This window comes from Paenarthrobacter nitroguajacolicus (assembly GCF_007786235.1).
Classification (GTDB): Bacteria; Actinomycetota; Actinomycetes; order Actinomycetales; family Micrococcaceae; genus Arthrobacter; species Arthrobacter nitroguajacolicus_A.
The window spans coordinates 150,343-171,631 of sequence record NZ_VNFK01000004.1 but is presented as its reverse complement, the minus strand read 5'-3'; the positions used below and the strand labels follow the sequence as shown (position 1 = coordinate 171,631).

The window sequence follows — 21,289 nt, the reverse complement described above, 5'->3', positions numbered from 1 at the left end:
GGGCGCTACTTCGGCTGTGCTTCCAGTCAGATCAGCATAAGACACAAGAAGCTTATGATTAATAGGCCGTTAGGGAATACATTGTTTCCAAAAACGAAAGAAGTAGTCATGGACCTCACCTCGATCGACGATCTGGATTTTTTTGAACAAATCTCCCGTTCCCAGAGCCTTACTGAAGCTGCCAGAAACTGGGGAAAGTCAGTGTCAGCGGTGAGTAAACGCCTCAGTGCACTGGAAGCGCGCCTGGGGGTACAACTAATCAGGCGCAGCACCCGCCGGCTGACCCTCACTGAAGAGGGGCAGCTCTATGCGGCAGGCGCTTTGGCCATCTTGCAACAGAAGACTGATCTTGAAGAAGCACTGTCCACTCAGCATGGTGAGCTCAAAGGCAGCATCACTGTGCATTCGAGCCTGGGTATTGGACGTAAGCATATTGCGCCGCTGCTGGGGGAGTTCGCCCGGCAGCATCCGTTGGTCCGGGTAGACCTGGAGCTCTCTGCGCTGCCGTTGAACATTTCGGGTACCAACTTCGATATCGCCATTCGCGTTGGAGGCCTGTCGGACTCCAGGCTCAAGGCAAAGCTTCTTGCGCGGAACCGCAGGATTGTGTGTGCGGCGCCCAGCTACCTGGACAACGCCGCACCGCTGCGGACTACCCGGGACCTCGAAAGACACAACTGCATCGTCCTACGGGAAAACAACGGCGACTACTCATTGTGGCGCTTTGGGGAGAGGGGGCAGGAATACGTAGACGTCAGCGGCAGCATGATCAGCGATGACGGAGATGTGGTGACCGACTGGTGTATGCAAGGACATGGCCTGATCATGCGTTCCACTTGGCACGTCAACCCGTTGATTCACCAAGGAGTGCTGCAGCAGGTCCTCCCGAATGTCCCCACACCCAGCGCCGATATTTACGCCCTCTATCCCTCCACCGACAGGACCCCACGCCGGATCGGTGCAGCCATTGAGCACCTCCGACACGGCCTCGCCGCGAGAATAGGCGCATAAACATTCTTCTTGCCCTATTGGAAACAATGCCTTCTACCAAGCTCCCTTAATTGGCATCTTCTTGTGTCTTATTCTGAAAAACATGAACCTGCCCCTGAACACCATTGCCATGCTGCACACGGTGCCCGGCCTGGTACCGGACATGGAAGCCAAGGCAAAGGATGCCGTTCCCGGCCTACGGGTCATGCACTACGTAGACGAGTCATTGCTCCACGACACGATTGCCCTTGGAACAACGCCCGGACATGTTCGGCGCCGGCTGGTCAACTATGCTCGCTACGCCGAAGAATCCGGCGCCCAGGCCCTGTTGGTGACCTGCTCCTCCATCGGCGAAGCGGCCACCGCCGCCACTGACTTCGTCTCCATCCCTGTCCTGCGCATTGACGCTCCAATGGCAAAGCAGGCCGTACTGACCGGCGAGAGGATAGGCGTGCTCGCGACCCTGTCCGCAACACTGGGACCGACCACCAGACTCGTGCAAGACTCAGCCAAAGAGCAGAACAAAAAGCCCACTATCAACCCCCGGATAGTCGGGGGCGCTTTCGACGCCCTGCGCGCAGGTGACCGCGGGAAACACGACAGTTTGGTGCTCGCCGCGTTCTCTGAGCTGGCAGGGGAGTGCGACGTCGTCGTTCTCGCCCAGGCGTCAATGGCCCGGGTCCTTAACGAAACCCTGGTCTCGCCCGACGGACCCACTGTTCTTGCTTCCCCCGACTCCGGGGTGGCCCAGCTCAGTGGTCTTTTTCCTTCCAAAGACTCGTAGCACCGTCCCTACCCGAGAAGGACATCACCATGTCAACCACTCAAATGAATACGGATGCCCCATGGTTGGGAGTTATCGCCGACGACTTTACAGGAGCCTCGGATGTGGCCGGCACTCTTGCCGGCGCCGGAATGCGGGTAGTACAGACCTTCGGCATCCCCGACTCCTTGATGCAGTTGGACAACGTTGACTGCATAGTGGTTTCCCTGAAGACCCGCAGCGTTCCCGCCGCTGAGGCAGTGAAAGAGTCGCTGGTGGCGGCACGTGCCCTCAGGTCCCGAGGCGTTCAGCAGCTCTACTTCAAATACTGCTCAACGTTCGACTCAACCCCCGAAGGCAACATCGGCCCCGTAGCAGATGCCCTTCGCAAAGAGTTCGTTCCCGCAGGCCAAGTCACTGTCGTCGCTCCCGGAACCCCGGCACTACAGCGGACCGTGTACAACGGCGTGTTGTTCGCAGGCACGGACCTCTTGCAGGAATCATCCATGCGCAACCATCCGCTGACGCCGATGACGGACTCGAGCGTGCCAAGGCTGCTCCAAGCCCAAACTAGAAACGTCGTGGGGCACATCGGTTACAGCGTTCTGGAAGCCGGTACTTCGGCAGTTCAATCCCGACTCCGGAGCCTGAGCGACAAAGGTGTCCATTACGCCGTCATCGACACACTGACTGACCGCCACCTCGCCGTGCTGGGCGCCGCAGCGCTCCAGCACCCGCTTGTCACCGGCGGCTCTGGGCTCGTCGGAGGACTTGCTGTTGCCCTTGGGCTCCGCGACACGCCAGACTCGAGGCGCGACGCCCGGCCATCAGGCCCGGCCGCCGTCATCGCAGGCAGTTGCTCGGAGATGACGAACGTCCAGATCGACACATTCCGGCAGTCCCGTCCCTGTTTCCTGGTGGACCCCGTGGCCGCCGCAGAAGGACGGGACGTCGTCGGCGAAGCGCTGCTGTTCGCGCGCGAAAATCTCGCGGACGGACCCATCCTGATCCATTCAACCACCACTCCACAGGAAGTCTCGAGGGCTCAAGAGGAACTGGGCCAGGCCCGGGCGGCGCAGATAACCGAAGACAGCCTTTCCGCTATCGCCGAAGGACTCGTCGCCTTGGGTGTCCGCCAACTCATAGTCGCTGGCGGAGAAACCTCCGGCGCTGTAGTCCGCAGGCTCGGCATCACCACGGCCCGTGTCGGGAAAGAGGTCTCTCCAGGCGTGCCATGGCTGACAACGAAAACCGGGCCGGGGCTGGCCATCCTACTCAAATCCGGAAACCTCGGAACGCGTACCCTCTTCCTTGATGCGTGGGAGCACAACCGGTGACCGAAACGGAAATCCGCACTGAACTCGTTCGACTGGCCAGGTCCCTGCACCAAAGAGGCTTGACCCGAGGAACCTCCGGAAACCTCAGCTCACGCGTGGACGGAGGAATGCTGATCACCCCCACCAACGCCTCCCTCGGTGACCTCAGAACAGACGATCTGGCCAGGGTCTCCGACACCGGCGAACACATGTCCGGGGCCAGCCCCTCAAAAGAGGCATTCCTGCACCTAGCGATGTACCTAGCCAGGCCTGAGGACAAGGCCGCAGTCCACCTGCATTCCCCCTATGCCACTGCCCTTTCATGTCTAGAGGACCTGGACGAGGGTGACGTTCTGCCACCTTTGACGGCGTACTTTGTAATGAGGGTTGGACGGCTTGTCCGGTTGCCATATTTTGCACCGGGAGACCAAGGACTGGCAGGGGTAGCCGAAAAAGCCGCGGCATCGAGCCGTGCCCTGCTGCTGGCCAACCACGGACCGATCGTTTCCGCGCCTTCCCTGGCAAAGGCAGTGGACGCCGTTGAGGAAGTAGAAGAAACAGCACGACTGTTCTTTCTCCTTCAGGGCCACGCCACACGACCCCTCCAACCAGCCCATGTGGCCCAACTCCACGCGAGCAGCACCTAGGAAGGGTGCGCATCGGATCACATCTTCTGATCCGGTGGAAAGATGGCAAATTGGTTGAGGGTTATCTCAGGGGAACACTCATATGTCTCAACAACGACGACATAGCCATCGTCGTACAGCATCGTGCAGGATTGTCCGATCTTGGTGGCATCTGCTGCAGGCAGCTAGGCGATTCTTCCGTCGAAGGCGCTGGCGAAGGCATTCAGGGCCGACTGCCATCGTGCGGCTCCATGGTAGTGGTCCTTGACCTATTCGATGGCACAGGTGGTGCAGATGACCCGGCAGATTTCCACGTCTAGCCTAGTCAGGGCACGAACTCGCTCCAGGCGTTCGCCCCAGCCGATGACTATGGTGTATATCGGCCGAGATTGTGGAGAACTCCTCGAGTGGTTCTTTGTTCCTACCTCTGGGGGTGTGGTGGAAGGAGACATTTCGTCCCAGTATTGCCGGGTGGGGGTAGCGGAAGGGACCCAGTTCAGGTGAATGATGCAGGTTTGGACCGCCGCCAGGGACCAGACCGGTGATGGCCTCCGGCAGGTCCTTGCGCCCGTCGCAGACCGTGATGCAGACGTCCTCCACGCTCGAGTCTTACGGTCAGTATAGAGAGTCAGAACTTTGCCTCTTCGCCGCCGCCCCCGCCGCACCGCCAAGTATGTCCAGTTCTCCGTTGACCGTGACGCCGAAGCGACGTAGACCTTGCCGGTATGTGCGCTGCCCGTCGCAGACCTCGTGGTGCATAGCATCAACAAACATCGGGTGGCCCCGGCTGTGGCCGGTTCCACCACTCATTCATGTCGCCGATGACCTTCTCAGTGATGGGTGAGATGGCACTTTGGAATCCCGAGCGCCGAATTACCTCGGCGAAGCGTGCCGCAATTTCACCCGAAGCTGCTGCAGTCGTGTGTCCTCTGAGTTCCGAGAGGATGGTGCTGGTGAGCCGCACGACTTCGTTGATGATCAGTAGCTCGATGCGCTTGGTGTTGCTGGCAACGACACTTGTGATCCAGCCGGTGATACGTTCTGCGCAACTGCTGATCCCGGCCTGCAACTGCTGATGTCGTGCATGAGGTTTGGGACTAGGTAGCAATTGGAGCCGCCAGATCCGAGGTGGTTGGGCAGAGAAGCGATGACTTCGGCATTCGGTCGAAACTACAAAACTGGCCCCTTCACCTTGTCGGGGGTTCAGCCGCGGCTGGGCAAGACGTTTGGAGGTGCAGCCAACTGCGTTTCACGATGTCCGGCCCAAGGGGCTGTCTTGCCTTTCTTGGGCAGCAATGAGGTGCTCGGCTGCCTTTTGGATGTGTCGTCTGATGGATGCGAGGAGGCCTTCCCTGTCACCAGCTTCCAGCAGATCAAGGATGTTTTGATGTTCTTCCACCAAGACTTCCATTTTGGGGTAGGAGACTTCCAAATTCAGGATGCACATCCGTGATTCAGTTGCCAGCGACGTGTAGATGCGGTCCAGACGGGAATTCCCCGCTGCGGCAACGAAAGATGAGTGAAACTGCATGTCCAGCCCGGCGATGGCTTCCCAGTTGGAATCGGCCGCATGCTTTGCCATACCGCCTACAATCTTCTTTAGGATTTCGATGGCGTGCAGGACGCTTCCCGGGCCACGATCCAAGAGGATGCAGGCAGCGGCGGACTCAATAGTTTCCCGGGCCGAGTAGATTTCCCTAAGGTCCTCCGGTTCAATCTTCAGGACAAATACCCCGTAGTTGCGCCGATAGATAAGGATCCCTTCCTGGCACAGGCGTTGAAGTGCTTCCCGGAGGGGACCCCTGGACGTGTTGAGCTGGCTCGCCACGAGGGATTCATTGATCTGTTGTCCAGGTCGGATGGTTCCTCGGACGATTTGTTCGCGCAGGTGGTCCGCAATCAGCTGCGCCGTCGGTCTCCCTTCCAGCGCAAACCGTCTTTTCGTTGCGGCCATTGATAGCCTCCTCGTTTCAGCGAATGCGTACTGCGTTTGGTTTAACAGCCATTGCCGGGATGAACCGTTGGGCGCGGACCGCTATTCGTGGAGTCCGGCGAGCCTGCTGCCGAATTTGGCCAGGAGGGAGGTCTCTGTGGAATCCCTGCGCTCTTCCCACCGGTCCGCGAAGCCAAAGAGGCTGTACATGCTGTGGACTCCCAGCCAGCGAAGGGGCTCGGGCTCCCACTTCGGTGCGCGATATCCCACCCAGGGAAGTGAGGTTCGTTCCGTCGTCCTGTCAAAGGCCAGTTCGGCCAGCGTCCTAGCGCCCAGATAGGCCGCTGTCACGCCGTGTCCTGCGTAGCCTGTCGAGGACCCTATTCCGGATGCTGAGTCCCATTGCACACCGCCGTTCCAGTCGCGGGTGACACCCAGGACTCCGGACCAGGCATGGTCCACTTCGAAGTTGATGCCTGGGAAGAAGGCGCCAAGCTTGGTGGTCAGCAGGTCAATTGTGGATTGGGCAGTCGCGCCTGCGCCCCCCGTGCCGGAGCCGTAGCGGTACGGCCGGCCCCTGCCGCCGATGGCGATCCGGCCATCTGCCGTTCGCTGTGAATAGATGAAGGTGTGCGCGGAGTCGTTGAGGTTCTGCGGCCCGTTCCAGCCAATCTGCTGCCACGCCTCCTCTGGCAACGGCTTGGTCACGATCATCGAAGAATTGATCGGAATGAGGCTCCTGCTCCCGAGCAGCTGTCCGGAGTACCCTTCGGTGCAAACGAACGTTTTGGCGGCAGTGACCCGACCGCCGTCCAGAGTGAGACTGTGGCCGTCTATGGCTCCTATCCGGCTGCCCTCGTAGATGCTCACTCCCATGCGGGTGATGGTGTCAGCGAGTCCGTAGACGAGTTTCGCTGGATGAATCCGGGCGCAATGTTTGTAGAACATTCCGCCGTGGACTGTGGAGATGTTGACTTCCTTCTGGAATTCTTCACGGGTGAGCAGGTAGACGTCCTCGTCGGTCAATCCGTACTTGCGCTCGGCGTCCCGCCTGGCAGCCAGTCGGCCGAGCCCGGCCTTGGTGTGGGCGGCTATCAGCGCACCGCTCTTAATCTGATCCGCATCAATGCCTTCGGCGTGAAGGATTTCCATGACGGCATCGACAGCGGCTATAAACTCTTGCTGCAGTGCACGGCTCGCCTCAATGCCGCCTTCGGACGCGCGGGCGAACTTGGCACGGTTACCGGCTGGCATTGCAGAGAGCCACCCGCCGTTCCGGCCGGACGCGCCGTAGCCGATCTGTTCCGCTTCAAAAACCGCGACCGAGAGTGAGGGCTCGAGCTTCTTGGCGAAGTACGCTGCCCAGAGTCCCGTGTAGCCGCCGCCGATAATGGCCAGGTCTACTGAACCTTCCCCGGTGAAACGGGGGTATGAGGGCCTCTTGTCCGCGAGTCCGGCCATCCAAAAGCCGAGCTCTCCGTTCCGGGGTTCTGCTGCAAGGGCTGTCATTGTTGTCCTTATTGTTTGTTGAAGCGTTGAGGTGTTCAGGCAGCGGTGTATCCGCCGTCGACGGGCAAGACCGCCCCGGTGATGTAAGAGGACTCCGATGACGCCATGAAGACAACGGCGTTTGCTACCTCTTCGGGTGTGGCGAGACGATGAAGTGGAATCTGCCCCTCGCGCTGCCGACGGTAGGCCTCAGGGTCTTCCCTGCGCTGGAAGGACTCTTCAATGATCGGGGTGGCGGTCAGTCCCGGGGCGACGACGTTCACACGGATATTCCGCTCAGCCCACTCGATCGCCGCACCCTTGGCAAGCATGATCAGCCCGCCCTTAGCCGCGGAATACAGGACTTCCTCGGGCTTGCCCACCATGCCGAGCCGTGAACTGATCAGGACGAACGAACCACCGGAGGCGGGCATCAGCGGTGCGAAGTGCTTCATCACCAGGAACGAGCTCAAGAGGTTGCTGTGAAGCGTGTTCTTCGCGTCCTCATAGGACATCTCCGTCAGCGGACCGCTGACCTGCAAGCCATGGTTGAGCACGACGACGTCAACGGTGCCGTAGGTCTCGGCGGCCTCCCGCGCGAGGCTTTCTACGAAAACTTCGGTATTAAGGTCTCCAGGGACATAGAGGTCCCCGGGTTGCGCACCATCGATCTGTTCCCTGCGACCGGTGAGCAGAAGGCGTGCCCCTTCGCGTCGGAATTGGGAACACACCGCTTGTCCGATTCCGCTATTGGCACCTGTGACCAAAGCTGTTACTTTATCGAGTCTCATGTCTGATTCTCCTAGTTGGGGTTTCTCAAGTGGGGCAGACCCGGGGGAGTCGTACCCGATGTGGTTAGCCGCAGGCTTCGACGGGTCCCGCGTTCCGCGGTGGTACCTGTGCAAGACCCCGGGTGAAAAAGCGATGAAGATGACATCAAGGCCGGCCGAGGCGAACACTTCCGCACCGCCAGATTGCCCGCATTGATTCCTATGCCCCCTTCCTTGATCTCAGGTCCTTGTTGAAGCACTTTCTGGCGAACAAAGTTTTCTAAAGCCTGTTGAAGCCTTATCCAGACTCGGAAGAGCAGGTTGGGCCCTGAGAAGCGGCCGCGCAGATCATCTGGATCTCGACAGGGGTGTTCAAAGGCAGTCCAGCGACTCCGATGGCGGTGCGGGAGTGCCGTCCATTCTCGCCCAGCACCTCGATGAGCAATTCGCTCGCCCCTTCCGCGACCTTGGACTGTAGACCGAAGTCCGGCAGGCTGGCCACGAACACCAACATTTGAACCACCCGGACCTTGTCAAGGTCCCCTACTGCCTGGACAGCGGCAGCGAGGCAATTCAGCGCGGCATGACGGGCCAACTCTTTGCCTGTTTCCAGGTCAACGTCGCGGCCAACGATGCCTTGACCCAGCAGCTTGCCGTTCCTGAAGGGCAGTTGGCCCGAAATGTGTATGCTTTCCCCGACCGTGTTGTGGTCCACGTAGTACGCATTGGCAGCCACTAGGGGTAGCTCCAGTCCGAGGTTAGCCAACCTTTCCACGGCAGTGTCACCCTTGACCGTTTGCGGCAATGGAGGGCTCATGCTGTAACCACCTCTCTATGAATCATGATTGAAAGTCCTGCTCCAGCTTGGTGTAGCCGTAAGCCCTTCGGCACGAAGTCAATCGTCCGAGCAATCCTCCAGTGAAGCTGAACGAATTCGTTGGCTGGGGTTGTTACGACATGAGCCTAAAGACCCTCTCTGGCCAATCGTTCAGTCGTCTTCAGAAAGACACGCCCAAGATGATATGTATGATTGTTGACAATCTTCAATCAGCGTACCCTTATCCCAAAAGCTCCGCAAGACTGCTCAGTGCTCAAATCTGCTAGTTGTTTTCCTACCTTGAATAGTCAACAATCATACGTATTAGGTATTCCGGGCCAGCAGAGGGTGAGTAGGACATGAGCAACTTTGAGTCGCAAGGCGGCGTTCAAGCCCAGACCGCTAAGGTGCCGGGGGCGGAATGGCCTGAGACGCTTATCAGCGTGCAGGACCTCAATCAAGCTCGACAGCGTATAAGCGGAGCATGTCTGCGCACCCCGGTCCTTTCGGTGCCAAATCCGTCCACCGGGGATGCCCTCTGGGTGAAAGCCGAGGCATTGCAGCGAACGGGTTCCTTCAAGCTTCGAGGCGTCGCCAACGCCATTGCAGCACTTGACTCCAGCGAGTCAACCAAGGGCGTCATTACCTACTCCGCCGGAAACCATGGGCGTGCGCTGGCATTTGCTGCAAGGCGCGCGGGGATTCCCGCAACCGTGGTCATGCCCGAGACAGCCTCGATGCTCAAAGTCCGCCAGACCAAGTCCGAGGGTGCAACCGTCCTACTTCTGCCCCCCGACGAGATAGTGACTCACACGGAGCATCTTTCTGCAGAACGTGGGATGACCTTTATCCCTCCCTTTGACGACGCGCAGGTGATTGCCGGCCAGGGAACAATCGGACTGGAACTACTGGAGCAGGTCGAAGGTCTGGATGTAGTCCTAGTTCCCGTCGGAGGTGGCGGACTTGCCGCCGGCGTAGCAACGGCAATAAAAAAGCACCGCCCCAGCGCGAAGGTCATCGTCGTAGAGCCAGAGCTGGCGGGAGATCTCGCAGAGAGCTTTGCTGTGGGCCGCCGAGTGGCCTGGACCAGGGAACAGACGCGGCGGACAATCGCTGACGGACTGCGCTCTCCAATGGTCGGCGATCTGCCCTGGGAACACATCAAATTCCTCGTCGATGATGTGGTCACCGTGTCCGATGACTCCATCGTGTCTGCCATGCGCTGGCTGGCAGAGCACGCCAAAATAATCGTCGAACCAAGCGGCGCAGTCGCGACCGCCGCCGTTCTCCAGCACTCTCAGAAACTCCCAGCCGGGACCACCGTTACGGTGGCGACCGGAGGCAACATCGACTTAGAGACGTTCGTTTCGATAGTGGGCACCTGATACGCCACTACGGTGACCAATAGGCTTATGATCGACCACCCCAGGCGGGCGGACCGCACAAGAACACGTGAAGAGGTACATATGAAGCTCAGTGATCAGATCGTGGATCACTTGCAGCGTGCCATCGTGCGCGGCGACTACGCTGCGGACAGTCGGCTCCCAACAGAAGCGGAGCTGTGCGAGAGTCTGGGAGTTTCCCGGTCCGTTGTCCGCGACGCATTGCGCACTCTCTCATCCCTGGGGCTCATCGCAGTTCGCCAAGGTCATGGTATTTTTGTGACCAGCCCAGACGATAATCAGCTGCTCCGTGCCCTCGCACTGCGACTACACAGATCAGATCTGAAAATGGGCGAGGTCATGGAAGCCCGGCGCATGATTGAGGGGGCCATCACCGCGGAAGTCGCCCACATAGGAACACCCGACGATTTCGCGAGGATTCGTGGCTTCTTCGAGCAATTTCGAACAGCGGTTAAGAACTCCCAGTGGAAAGATGCGCACATCGCACATTCGAACTTCCACCTGGCCATCGTCAAAGCCCTCCGCCTGCCGGTCCTGGAACTCATCCTGCCCCCACTCCAAGGGCTGATCCTCGGCAGTTCACTGCCTCCCGAGACCGACAAAACCGACATGTGGGATGTGGAGGCACACGAACCAATCGTGACCGCCCTCGAATCCGGTGACGCCGAGCTTGCCCGAGCTGCGATGCGCACACATTTCGACTACATCGACACACCGGAATATGCCGATTACAAGACCCTGCTCTTCCGGGACGCTGCAACCCTGCCCAGCGTCGTTCCCCAACCGGGCCCGCTCACTAGGACCGTCTCGAACTAGTACCACAGTCGCGTGTATTGGCACGTTTGTCATTTACGGTACTGGTGTTCGCATGTCGGTGTTGGATGTTTTTGGCGCCACTGTGAGCGGTGCAGGACGGATCCCGGGTCTGGGGGATGCTTACTCAGGCAAAGTGGTACGACGCCGGAGCTTGGGCCAAGAGAGTGTTCCGAGGCCCTTCCAGTCCGATTGCGGGGCCCCTTCCTTGCCCTTGACTGCGGTGAGGAATTCTTAGGCGAGCATCGAGAAGGTGTTAGGCCGGGAGTGGCCCGTATATTGGCGGACCTGATAGTCGTCCATCCCCGCCTCGCCTTTCGAAGTCTGGAAGGTTTCCTCGATGGCCCAGCGGTTCCCGGCGAAACAGGCCATCTGGTTAGGGTGACGCGGGCGCGTGGCAGATGAAACAGGCGAGTTAGTCTCTCTTGGCCAGCGAACGGCGGACCAGTACCACTGCTCCACACCCTCGTCCTCGACATAGTTGATTCGCGCTCTGGCCCAGGCGTGGTCTTGCACGCCCTTGGATCCCTCGCCGCCCGACCGGGTCCGCCGCTCTCCATGCGAGGTCTGCCCCGGCAGAATCGGCGCGTTATTGGTACCCAGGCAAATAGTGCAGCCCTAAGGTGCACGCCTCGCGCAAACACGCATTCCAACCAAAGGACTATCGTCAATTGTTGACAATTGTTAGAATGAGAGCACTTCCGAAGCCAGCGGGTTCGGGCCCGCGTAGACGAAAGGTTTGCCATGAAGAAGCGGCCAGTGTGTGGAATGCTCGGGACACGAAGCGAGACATCGCGAACAGGGCACTATTGCCCTGTATCGGGTTGGTGGACCGCCGCTGGAAGCGACGCAATGCCCAGGCTGATAGTCAAAGGTGAGATTATGCCGGCAGTGGGTGGGACAGCTGTCCTGTGGATCCTCAAGCCCGCCCAGGCACCTGGGCGCTCCGGCGCGCTTTGACCCCGGTTTCCTTGAGCAGTTCAAGCCCGTCCTCAATACTTGTGTGATGCCTCTTCCACAAACTCGGCCATCCATGGACGGCGCCCTCGGTGGAACACCATGCCTTCAGGAGGCCCCCGTACTTCGGGCATGGAGCCGGTGATGCCGATCGCCATTCGTCCCCTCGGCTGTGGGGGGGCGTTGGGTCGTGTGCAGATCGCCAAAGGGGGGTGGGAGGTGCCGCTTCATCCAGAATCTGCCGCGAGAGACGTGCGCGTTGTAGCGCATGAGACTGGTGATCAGCTGGCTGGGAGTGGTTGCGACCCACGCTTGCGGCGAGCAGGCAGGCTGGCGGGGATCCGGTTCACCGTAGTTGTCCCGACTGAAACCGCAGAAAAGTTCAGGAAGGCCGCCTGAGTAGTCGGCTGCCTCCAAATAGGGCAGTAGCGATGCGCTGAGCTTCGTTGATGAAGCCAGTTACCGGCAGCGATGACGGCGTTGTCCCGCGGCCATGCAGAGCCGTTGTGGTAGCGGCAGGATTGTGTCGCCCGAGATGTTCAGCGGATGGGGGTTCGGACCCTGGCGACGGACGTGGGGTTCTTGGAAGCGGCGGCGGAGCATCACGCAGTCGTCCGCAGGGACTGGTGTTTCAACCAGACGCTACTCCTGCAAGATTCCCTCGATTTGGGCCGGAACAGTCTAAGTGCGTGGCGCCAGGTCAAGCTCAAGATCATCCTCGATGTGGAACAACCTCCGATCCCCAAGCCGGTCTATAACCCAAATCGTGGATCCGTCCTGGGTGCGGTCATCTACGGTGCCTCGATGATGAACAAACCCGTGCATGCGGAGCAGTACGTTGTCGCCTGGTTCAAGTGAGGTCCAAAGCGCAGTTCGCCTGCTTCGGGCACTGGAAGAGTCAGAGAAAGTCACGCTTAAGACTATCGTAAATTGTTGACAATTACTAGGGCTATGCGCAGAAAAGCCTCTGCCCGGTCCATACCAGGCAGAGGCCCTTTTCAAGGCTCAGTTTGGATGCTGACGCCTCAGTGTTCCGCGGCGGGAGTTGCTAGGCGGTAATTTCCGTCACTTCCGGCGTGGAGGTCAGGTCTTCCACGGCTTTTTTCATGTGCCGTTTGATGGCCTTTTGCAGGCCTTGGCGATCCGCAGCTTCCAGATGGTCGAGGATCAATTGGTGCTCCTGGACGAGCGCGTCTATCCGGGGGTAGGCAACTTCCAGGCTGAGGATGCACATCCGCGTCTCCGCTGCCAGGGTCTGGTAGATCCTGATGAGCCGCGTGTTCCCCGTGCCGGAGACAAAGGCAGTGTGGAATTCCATGTCCAGCCGGGCCAGCGCCTGCCAGTCGGAAGCGGCAACCTGCTTTGCCATGTTCTTGATGATTCCTTTAAGCACACGGCAGGTGTCGGAAATTTTGTCTTGTCCCGAGTCAAGAAGCGTAGTGGCGGCAGCCAGCTCAACAGCTTCCCTCACCGCATAGATTTCGCGGATGTCGTCTTCGGAAAGTTCGGCAACGAACACCCCGCGGTTCCGTTTGCTGACCAGAATTCCTTCCTGGCACAACCGCTGCAAAGCCTCCCGAAGAGGGCCCCGGGAGGTGCTGAGCTGGCTGGCCAGCGCAGATTCATTGACCTGTTGTCCCGGGCTGAACGCTCCCTGGACTATCAGCTCCCTTAATTGATCGGCGATCAACTGTGCAGTAGGCCGGCCCTCCAATACGAACATCGTCTCCGGTGCCGCCATGACATCCCCTCATCTCGTTCTGTGACACATCGAATCTACTAGACCGCTATGGCCGTGTACTTGTACTCCAGGAATTCATCGATGCCCACCTTTCCACCTTCGCGTCCGAGGCCGGACTGCTTGACTCCGCCGAAGGGAGCCGCGGGGTTGGAGACAAGCCCGGTGTTGATTCCCACCATGCCCACTTCCAGACCGGCGGAAAACTTCAAGGCTTTATCCATGCTTTCGGTGAAGACGTAGCCAACCAAACCCCACTCGGTGTCGTTGGCCTGCTGCAGGACCTCTTCTTCACTGTCGAAGGCTGTGATCGCGGCGACGGGGCCGAAGATTTCGGTGCTCATCAATTGCGCGTTGCCCGGAACGTCCACCAACACGGTGGGGGAGTAGAAGTACCCCTGCCCCTCCGGGCGTCCGCCGCCGGTGAGGACGCGCGCGCCCTTTGACACGGCATCATCGACGAGGCTTTGTACTTTGTCCAAGCCCTTTTGCTCGATGAGCGGTCCCACGTCGGTCCCGTCCAGTGCACCGTTTCCGACGCGAAGTTCAGACATCTTCTTGGCGAACTTTTCGCTGAACTCGGTCAGGACGGAGCGGTGGACGAAGAACCGGTTCGCGGCGGTGCACGCCTCACCCATGTTCCGCATCTTGGCTTTCATGGCCCCTTCCACCGCTTTCTCGATGTCAGCATCGGCCAGGACAATGAAAGGTGCGTTTCCACCCAGTTCCATGGAGGAGCGCATCACATTATCTGCCGCCTGCCGCAGCAGTACTTTGCCCACTTCCGTGGAGCCGGTGAAGCTGATCTTCCGCGCGAGGCCGCTGTCCGTCCAGGTCCTGACCACGACGGAAGCGGACGATGTGGTCACGACGTTGAGTACGCCGTCGGGCAGGCCTGCCTCCTTGAACAGTTCCACCAGCGCCAGGGAGGTCAGGGGTGTCAGCTCTGCCGGTTTGAAGACCATAGTGCAGCCGGCTGCAACGGCCGGGGCGATCTTCCGGGCGCCCATCGCCAAAGGGAAGTTCCAAGGCGTGACCAGGACCGAAGGGCCAACGGGTTCCTTCGTGACCAGTATCCGGGTGTTGCCGTCCACGGAGCCGGTGGCGTCTCCGCCGACGCGTACGGCTTCTTCGGAGAACCAGCGGAGCATGTCGGCGCCGTAGGCCACCTCGCCGCGGGCTTCGGCCAAGGGTTTGCCCATCTCGGCAGTCATGATCGCCGCAAGCCTTTCGGTGTTGGCGATGACCAGTTCGAACGCCCGGCGCAGGATGTCAGCACGCTCACGCGGGGTGGACCTGGCCCACTCTGCCTGGGCCCGTCCGGCCGCTTCGATAGCACGGGCGGCGTCTTCCGGGCCTCCGTCGGCAACGTGGGCAATGACCTCGTTGGTGGCTGGGTTCTCCACCGCAAACGTGGCGCCGGAGGCAGCCTTTTGCCACGTCCCGTCAATGAACAGGTCTGTTCGCAAGCTGCTGGGATCAAAGGAGGAGTTCATGCTAATTCTTTCAGTGAGCAGGTGGTCAGGACGTGGCAGTTTTGATCGCCTGGGTAAACCTGGCGAGGCCGGTCTGGATTTCGTCAGCGGTGACATTGAGTGCCGGTATGACCCGGATGACGTTGCCGTGGGGACCGCAGGTAAGAAGCAGGAGCTCCTCGGCGACGGCCGCCTGCTGCACGGCAAGTGCAGTGGCTGCGTCGGGTGTATTGTCCGGGGCGGTGAACTCGATGCCCTGCATCAGGCCGCGCCCTCGGACGTTGCCGATGACGGCGAACTCGGTCTGCAGCTTGTCCAGCCCCGCCCGCAGCTCGTTGCCTCGGAGCAGGGCGTTTTCCACGAGGTTCTCGCGCCGGATGACGTCCAGGGTTGCCACCCCGGCTGCAGCTGCGACTGCGTTTCCTCCGTAGGTGCCACCCTGGGATCCAGGCCAGGCCTTGCCCATGAGTTCGGATGACGCGGCAATGGCCGAAATAGGGAAGCCGCTTGCCAGGCCCTTGGCCGTAATGACGACGTCGGGGCGGATTCCGGCCCAGTCATGTCCCCAGAACCTGCCGGTGCGGCCGACACCGGCCTGCACCTCATCGATGATGAGCACAATGCCGTGGCGGTCGGCCCTTTCCCGGAGGCCCTGAAGGAAAGCCGGCGGGGTGGGGATGTAACCGCCGTCACCAAGCACAGGTTCAATGATGAACCCGGCCGTGTCGCTGGGGTTGCTGATGGTCATCAGCAGGTAGTCAAGTTCCTTCAGTGCGAAGTCGACGGCGGTTGCCTCGTCCCAGCCGTGCCGGTACCAGTGGGGGAACGGGGCTATATGGACGCCGCTCATCAGTGGGGAGAACCCCGAGCGGAACTTGGTTCCGGCTGTGGTCAGCGATGCCGCAGCTACCGTCCGGCCGTGGAAGCCGCCCTGAAAGGAGATGATGTTCGGCCGGCCCGTGGCCATGCGCGCCAAGCGAATGGAGGCTTCCACGGCTTCGGAGCCGGACGTGGCGTAGAACACGCTGTCCAGCCCTTCCGGCAGGACATCGCCAAGGAGTTCGGTGAGTTCCAAAAGGGGCTTGTGCATCACGGTGGTGTATTGGGCGTGCACGATCTTGCCCACTTGCTCGCGGGCTGCGGCGACCACGTCCGGGTGGCAGTGACCGGTGCTGGTGACACCAATTCCGGTGGTGAAGTCGAGATACTTCTTGCCATCAGTAGCGTGAATCCAGCTGCCCGCCGCATAGTCGACCACCACGGGGGTCGCCTGCTTCAAAATGGGACTGAGAGTTGCCATGTCGTCATACTTTCTTAGTAACTGTAGATTGTCAACAATAGGCGATGCATGTCACAGCCTATTGCTTCGCGGGGTTTGTTCAGCGGGGGCTGAAACGCTGGGGTCGGACGAACTCCAAGCCGTTGAAGATCTGTTTGCCGAGTGCCTCAGCAGCCGCTATCTCGCCATAACCCGAGGCCATTTTGAAACCAGCGCCAGAGAAGCCTGTAGCGGCATAGACCCTGCCGGTGTCTCCCACGTATCCCAGAAGCGGGTTCCGGTCACTGGTGAACAGGTCCGGGAATGCGTCGGCGCGTACCACTGTCGGCACCAGTCCGGGGAAGAACTCGGCGACGGTTTCCATGGTTTCGGCGATTTCTTCCACGGACAGTTCCCGGTTTATGGCTGCGGGGTCCAGGGCCGGCCTGCCGCGTCCGTCAAGGGTGGCCTTGACGGTGGCGCCATCCACGGTCGGCGCGCCATACATGGAGCGATCTTCATAGATGCGGCTGAAAACGGGGAAGCGTTCGGGCGCGAACTCCTTGGGTTCCCGGGCTACGAACCAGGAAAGGAAAACCCGCCTGGTTTCGACGTGTTCCTTTGTGTACACCGGCAGCAGCTGCCGGGACCAACCGCCCGAGGCGACAATAACCTGCTCAAATGTCCAGGACTCCCCACCGGCTGTGATGACGACGCCGACCTCCGTTTCGGTGATGCTGTCAATTGCCGTGTTGGTGTGGACCGTTGCGCCATTGGCCCGGGCTGCGGCAATGGCGGCGGTGACGGCCCGATCGGTTCGTAGGGCGCCGGAATTCGGGTCGAAGACGGCGACGTCGTCGGACCGCAGGTTGTGCTGGGGGTAGCGTTCGGCCAATTCCCGGTGGGACAACAGATGATGCTCTGCTCCGGTTATCCGGGTCGTTTCGAGTACGCTGGCAAGGTACGCCCCTTTTGCTGCTCCGATGGAGAGCCCTCCGCAACGGATGAGGATGTCCTGGCCGGTTTCGGCCTCAAGTTCAGCCCAAAGTTCCTTGGAGCGCTGCATGATGGGGTAGTAGCCCGGATGCCCCTTGTAGATCATGCGGAACAGACGCGTATCACCGCCGACGGCGCTGCGTCCGTGGGCGGGATGCTTCGCTTCAAATCCGGTAACGGAGTCCGTCAGTCGGGAGGCCTGCCAGAGGGCCATGCTCCCGATGCTGCCGAGGCCGATGACGGCGAGTTTTCCATCTGTCATGGTTAGAGGACCTGCTTCAGGAATGCTTGCGTGCGGGGTTCTTTGGGGTTGCTGAGGATTTCGCGGGCGTCGCCTCGTTCTACAACGACGCCGTCGTCCATGAAGATGAGGGAGTCCGAGACTTCGCGGGCGAATCCCATTTCGTGGGTGACCACCACCATGGTCATGCCCCTCTTGGCCAGATCCTGCATGACGTTGAGGACTTCACCAACCTTCTCGGGGTCCAGCGCCGAGGTGGGCTCATCAAAGAGGATGATGTCAGGGTCCATCGCCAGGGACCGTGCGATGGCCACGCGCTGCTGCTGGCCGCCGGAAAGCTCAGCGGGATAGCGATCCCCGAACTGACCCAAGCCAACGCTGGTGAGCAGCTCCTGGGCTCGCTTGGCTGATTCCTTCTTGTCCGCCCGCTTGACCAAAACGGGCCCGGACATGACGTTCTCCCGGGCGGTCATGTTCGGGAACAGGTTGAACTGCTGGAAAACCATTCCGACGCGTGTCCGCTGCTGTGCCAGCTTCTTGGGCGGCAGGGCGTGGTAGGCATGATCGGTTTCGTAGTACCCGAAGTCTTCACCATTGACTTTCAGGACGCCGGAATCAACAGTTTCGAGGCCGTTGATGCAGCGCAGGAGAGTGGACTTGCCCGAGCCCGAAGGGCCGATAATGCAGCAGATCTCACCGCTGGCGACCTCGAGGTCCACGTCTTTGAGAACTGTCTTGGGTCCGAAGGACTTTCGGATGCGGCTGGCTTGGATGGTACCGGCGGTGCTCATCGTGCGATTCCTTCCGGTGCGGTCAAAGTGACTTTTTTGGATTTGCGGGGGATCCGGACGGAGGTGTGCGAGTACTTCTGTTCGAGCTTGGACTGCGGGTAGCTCAACACCAGGGTCATGACGAGATACCAAAGGCTGGCCACAATCAGCAGCGGAATGGTCTCGTACGTGCGGGCGTAGATCAGCTGGGCGCTCTGGAGCAGTTCGGCCACGCCCAGGACGGAGACCAGGGAGGTTTCCTTGAACATGCCGATCACCTGGTTGCCCGTGGCCGGAATGATGGAAGGCATCGCCTGGGGGATGATGACCTTGCGCATCTTCATGGCACCGCTCATCCCCAACGAATCAGCCGCTTCGATCTGTCCCTTGCCCACGGCGGAGAACCCGCCACGGACGATCTCGGCCATATAGGCGGCCTCATTCAAGGTCAGACCCACCAGCGCGGCGGTGATCGGACCCATCAAGGCGTTCGTATCAATCGCGGTGCCAATATCAGTGAAGGGAATACCGATAGACAGGTTCGGGTAAAGGGCGGAGATGTTGAACCAGAAGATCAGCTGCACCAGCACAGGGGTCCCACGGAACAATGTGATGTAGGCGCCCGCGGCGATGGCGATGGGTTTGACGCTTGATGCCCTCATGATGGCCAGGAGCAGCCCCAGCAGGGTACCGAGGGCCATGCTCGCGATGGTGAGGAAGATCGTCAGCATCAGTCCGCGCAGGATGGATTCCGCCGTGAAATACTTCGCTACCGTTCCCCATTTGAAGTTCGGGTTGGTGGCAACGGAGTAGAGCATGCCGGCACCCACGAGGATCGAAACTGCCCAGGCCACGTACTCGAACGTGCTGCGCCGCTTCAGTCGCGGCTTCAACGCGGGATCCATGCCGTCCACTGTCTGTCTGCTCCGGTCAAGGGTTGCTTGCTTCATCATGAACCTGCTAGTTCAATTTGGCGTCAGTGATGGCGCCTGAATCCAGGCCCCAAGTCTTCAGAGATTCCTGATACTCCGGGGTCCCAAGGACCGACTGGATAGCCGCCTGCATAGCCGGGGTCAGCGGCGAACCCTTTTTAAGGCCGGCGGCAGATAGGTCGCTGGAGCCGACGTTGACCCGGCCCAGGAGAGTGAAGGAGTCCGGCTGCTGCCTGGCTGCCCAGCCGAGAGCGGTTGTGTCATAGAGGATGCCGTCGATGCGCTTGGAGTGCAGCTGCGTCAGAGCTTCCTGAATGTTGGGCAGCGTTACAGCGTTGATCGCGGGCTGGCCCTTGGAGGTGCAGGTCTGCTCGCTCAGTGCCGGAAGGCGCTTGAGCTGACCGGTAGAGCCCTGCGTCACTGCAACATTCTTGCCACACAGGGTCTCCATAGATAGGTTCAGCGGGTTCCCTGCCGCCACAACGACCGAGTTGCCGGCCTTGAAGTAGTCGATCATGTCCAGGACCTTCAGGCGCTCTTCGGTCTTGGCCATTGTGGTGACGGTAAAGTCGAAACGTCCGCCGTCCAGACCCGGGATGATCGTGTCGAACTTCGTGTCCACGAACTTCAGTTTCAAGTCCAGCTTCTTGGCGATGAGCCGGGCGACGTCCGGGTTCAAGCCGATCGGTGTGCTGTTGTCCTCGGCCAGGAACGTCGTGGGCGGGTAGTGAAGGTCCATGGCGACCGTCAGTTCACCCTTGTCCTTGATCGACTGCGGCAACAATGCCACCGCGGCTTGGTCAGGCTGCACACCCTCGGAGATGTCTCTGGTGTTGTTGGTCAGGCTGGTGTCCGCCGACTCACTGCTGGCGGAGTCGCTGTTGGCGGCACCTCCGCATGCGCTCAAAGCAAGCAGCAGGGCTATGCCTGCAGCCGTTGTCTGTGCCTTGAATATGGTCTTCATGATGCTTCCCTTCGAGGGTTTCAGCTGGGGGAGGATGTGACAGTCATCAGGAGAGTTATGTGCGTCCCGTCGATGTTCGATGGAGCGGGAATGTGATGAGGATCTCTCCTGTACCTAAGAGCAATGCAACCCCTAAAGAGGTCGATTGTCAACAATCCACAGATAACTTTTTGGTGATATGTTACGTTGAGATTTTGGATTGAATGTCGAAAACTGTTGACAATTGACAATTTTCCCTTCTACAGTCGAGTATCTGGCAGCAACCCCGTGGCCGCTCCAGCCCGGTCTGGTTCGCTCCCGTTGAACATGTCCATATCCAGGGCAGACCCGCCCCGCCTCCCGAATGAACGGAAATTGCCATGGCAGAGACCAACTTCCGCCCGAAGTACATCTCCTTCGATGTCTACGGCACGCTCATCAATTTCGACATCGATCCAACTACCCGTCGACTCCTGGATGGTCGCATTTCCGAGGATCAGTGGCCGGAGTTCAAGAGGCAGTTCCGCGGCTACCGGTTTGACGAGGTCCTTGGTGACTACAAGCCGTACGAGCAGATCCTGCAGGACTCCTTCGATCGCGTGTGCAAGCGGTGGGGAATCGGACCCACTGAAGGTGCAGGGGCGGCGTTTGCAGATGCCGTGCGCGGTTGGGTTGCGCACGATGACGTGCCGGCTCCGTTGAAGCTGATGGGCGACAACTACAAGCTGGTGGCTCTCTCCAACGCGGATGACAGCTTCCTGGACATCAGCATCCCCAAGCTCGGCGCCGAATTCCACGCAGTGCTGACCGCGGAGCAGGCACAGGCCTACAAGCCGCGCTACCAGGCCTTCGAGTACATGCTGGACACCTTGAACGCCAAGCCTGAGGACTTCCTCCACATTTCTTCCCACACACGGTATGACGTGCATCCGATGCACGACCTGGGCTTCCGGAACCTTGTGTTGCTCGACCGTGGCTATGACCCTGTCACTACGGGCTACGACATGTTCAGCGTGAAGTCCCTCGACGAGATCAACAAGCACCTCGGTCTCTGACCCCG

General features: G+C 60.0%; 20 protein-coding genes and 1 pseudogene. 8 read left to right on the top strand and 13 right to left on the bottom strand.

The window, feature by feature from the left end; all coding sequences use genetic code 11:
* Positions 1–108 precede the first annotated feature (108 nt).
* From FQP90_RS06590 to otnC, 4 genes are all read left to right on the top strand, one after another.
* Positions 109–1,011 carry a LysR substrate-binding domain-containing protein gene (locus FQP90_RS06590; RefSeq protein ID WP_144648892.1) on the top strand — a complete coding sequence of 301 codons (903 nt, stop codon included), beginning with the start codon at positions 109–111 and terminating at the stop codon, positions 1,009–1,011.
* A gap of 82 nt (positions 1,012–1,093) precedes the next feature.
* On the top strand, positions 1,094–1,774 hold the full coding sequence (locus FQP90_RS06585) for an aspartate/glutamate racemase family protein (RefSeq protein ID WP_144648890.1): 681 nt from the start codon (positions 1,094–1,096) through the stop codon (positions 1,772–1,774).
* Positions 1,775–1,803: 29 nt separating this feature from the next.
* Positions 1,804–3,090, top strand: a complete 1,287-nt coding sequence (gene otnK, locus FQP90_RS06580) for a 3-oxo-tetronate kinase (RefSeq protein ID WP_207605258.1) — start codon at positions 1,804–1,806, stop codon at positions 3,088–3,090.
* Entirely contained in the window at positions 3,087–3,716 is a 630-nt protein-coding gene (gene otnC, locus FQP90_RS06575; protein ID WP_144648889.1) for a 3-oxo-tetronate 4-phosphate decarboxylase, read from the top strand. The genes otnK and otnC overlap by 4 nt, the downstream gene beginning before the upstream one ends.
* Before the next feature lie 742 nt (positions 3,717–4,458).
* On the opposite strand, the gene FQP90_RS06570 is transcribed toward otnC, so the two are convergent.
* The 5 genes from FQP90_RS06570 to FQP90_RS06550 form a co-directional block, all read right to left on the bottom strand.
* Complete coding sequence (locus tag FQP90_RS06570; protein ID WP_144648887.1) at positions 4,459–4,764, bottom strand: hypothetical protein; 306 nt, start codon at positions 4,762–4,764, stop codon at positions 4,459–4,461.
* Between the two features lie 180 nt (positions 4,765–4,944).
* Entirely contained in the window at positions 4,945–5,649 is a 705-nt protein-coding gene (locus tag FQP90_RS06565; protein ID WP_144648885.1) for a GntR family transcriptional regulator, read from the bottom strand.
* 81 nt (positions 5,650–5,730) lie between these two features.
* Complete coding sequence (locus FQP90_RS06560) at positions 5,731–7,137, bottom strand: NAD(P)/FAD-dependent oxidoreductase (RefSeq protein ID WP_242703175.1); 1,407 nt, start codon at positions 7,135–7,137, stop codon at positions 5,731–5,733.
* A gap of 35 nt (positions 7,138–7,172) precedes the next feature.
* On the bottom strand, positions 7,173–7,907 hold the full coding sequence (locus tag FQP90_RS06555; RefSeq protein ID WP_144648883.1) for an SDR family NAD(P)-dependent oxidoreductase: 735 nt from the start codon (positions 7,905–7,907) through the stop codon (positions 7,173–7,175).
* Between the two features lie 277 nt (positions 7,908–8,184).
* Positions 8,185–8,703: a RidA family protein gene (locus FQP90_RS06550; RefSeq protein WP_144648881.1), complete on the bottom strand. Its 519-nt coding sequence runs from the start codon at positions 8,701–8,703 to the stop codon at positions 8,185–8,187.
* 359 nt (positions 8,704–9,062) lie between these two features.
* On the opposite strand from FQP90_RS06550, the gene FQP90_RS06545 reads away from it, so the two are divergent.
* Entirely contained in the window at positions 9,063–10,088 is a 1,026-nt protein-coding gene (locus FQP90_RS06545; protein WP_144648879.1) for a threonine ammonia-lyase, read from the top strand.
* Between the two features lie 81 nt (positions 10,089–10,169).
* Complete coding sequence (locus tag FQP90_RS06540) at positions 10,170–10,922, top strand: FadR/GntR family transcriptional regulator (RefSeq protein ID WP_167510422.1); 753 nt, start codon at positions 10,170–10,172, stop codon at positions 10,920–10,922.
* Positions 10,923–11,911: 989 nt separating this feature from the next.
* Here FQP90_RS06540 and FQP90_RS23980 read toward each other — a convergent pair.
* A pseudogene (locus FQP90_RS23980) lies at positions 11,912–12,420 on the bottom strand (glycogen debranching N-terminal domain-containing protein); the annotation flags it as partial.
* A gap of 2 nt (positions 12,421–12,422) precedes the next feature.
* Between FQP90_RS23980 and FQP90_RS23240 the strand changes: the two are divergent.
* Complete coding sequence (locus tag FQP90_RS23240) at positions 12,423–12,734, top strand: hypothetical protein (protein ID WP_167510421.1); 312 nt, start codon at positions 12,423–12,425, stop codon at positions 12,732–12,734.
* A 190-nt stretch (positions 12,735–12,924) separates the two neighbouring features.
* On the opposite strand, the gene FQP90_RS06525 is transcribed toward FQP90_RS23240, so the two are convergent.
* From FQP90_RS06525 to FQP90_RS06495, 7 genes are all read right to left on the bottom strand, one after another.
* On the bottom strand, positions 12,925–13,617 hold the full coding sequence (locus FQP90_RS06525) for a GntR family transcriptional regulator (RefSeq protein WP_144648874.1): 693 nt from the start codon (positions 13,615–13,617) through the stop codon (positions 12,925–12,927).
* A 38-nt stretch (positions 13,618–13,655) separates the two neighbouring features.
* Positions 13,656–15,110, bottom strand: coding sequence for an NAD-dependent succinate-semialdehyde dehydrogenase (locus FQP90_RS06520; protein WP_144648873.1), 1,455 nt, complete (start codon positions 15,108–15,110; stop codon positions 13,656–13,658).
* 25 nt (positions 15,111–15,135) lie between these two features.
* A complete protein-coding gene (locus FQP90_RS06515; RefSeq protein ID WP_144648872.1) occupies positions 15,136–16,389 on the bottom strand; it encodes an aspartate aminotransferase family protein in 1,254 nt (417 codons plus the stop codon).
* A gap of 79 nt (positions 16,390–16,468) precedes the next feature.
* On the bottom strand, positions 16,469–17,605 hold the full coding sequence (gene solA / locus FQP90_RS06510; protein ID WP_144648871.1) for an N-methyl-L-tryptophan oxidase: 1,137 nt from the start codon (positions 17,603–17,605) through the stop codon (positions 16,469–16,471).
* A gap of 2 nt (positions 17,606–17,607) precedes the next feature.
* Positions 17,608–18,375, bottom strand: coding sequence for an amino acid ABC transporter ATP-binding protein (locus FQP90_RS06505; RefSeq protein WP_144648870.1), 768 nt, complete (start codon positions 18,373–18,375; stop codon positions 17,608–17,610).
* Positions 18,372–19,307 (bottom strand): amino acid ABC transporter permease, encoded by a 936-nt coding sequence (locus tag FQP90_RS06500; RefSeq protein WP_242703073.1) that lies wholly within the window; start codon positions 19,305–19,307, stop codon positions 18,372–18,374. The genes FQP90_RS06505 and FQP90_RS06500 overlap by 4 nt, the downstream gene beginning before the upstream one ends.
* 7 nt (positions 19,308–19,314) lie before the next feature.
* Positions 19,315–20,250, bottom strand: coding sequence for an ABC transporter substrate-binding protein (locus tag FQP90_RS06495; protein ID WP_144648869.1), 936 nt, complete (start codon positions 20,248–20,250; stop codon positions 19,315–19,317).
* A 359-nt stretch (positions 20,251–20,609) separates the two neighbouring features.
* Here FQP90_RS06495 and FQP90_RS06490 point away from each other — a divergent pair, with 359 nt between their 5' ends.
* Positions 20,610–21,284: a haloacid dehalogenase type II gene (locus FQP90_RS06490; RefSeq protein WP_144648868.1), complete on the top strand. Its 675-nt coding sequence runs from the start codon at positions 20,610–20,612 to the stop codon at positions 21,282–21,284.
* Positions 21,285–21,289 lie beyond the last annotated feature (5 nt).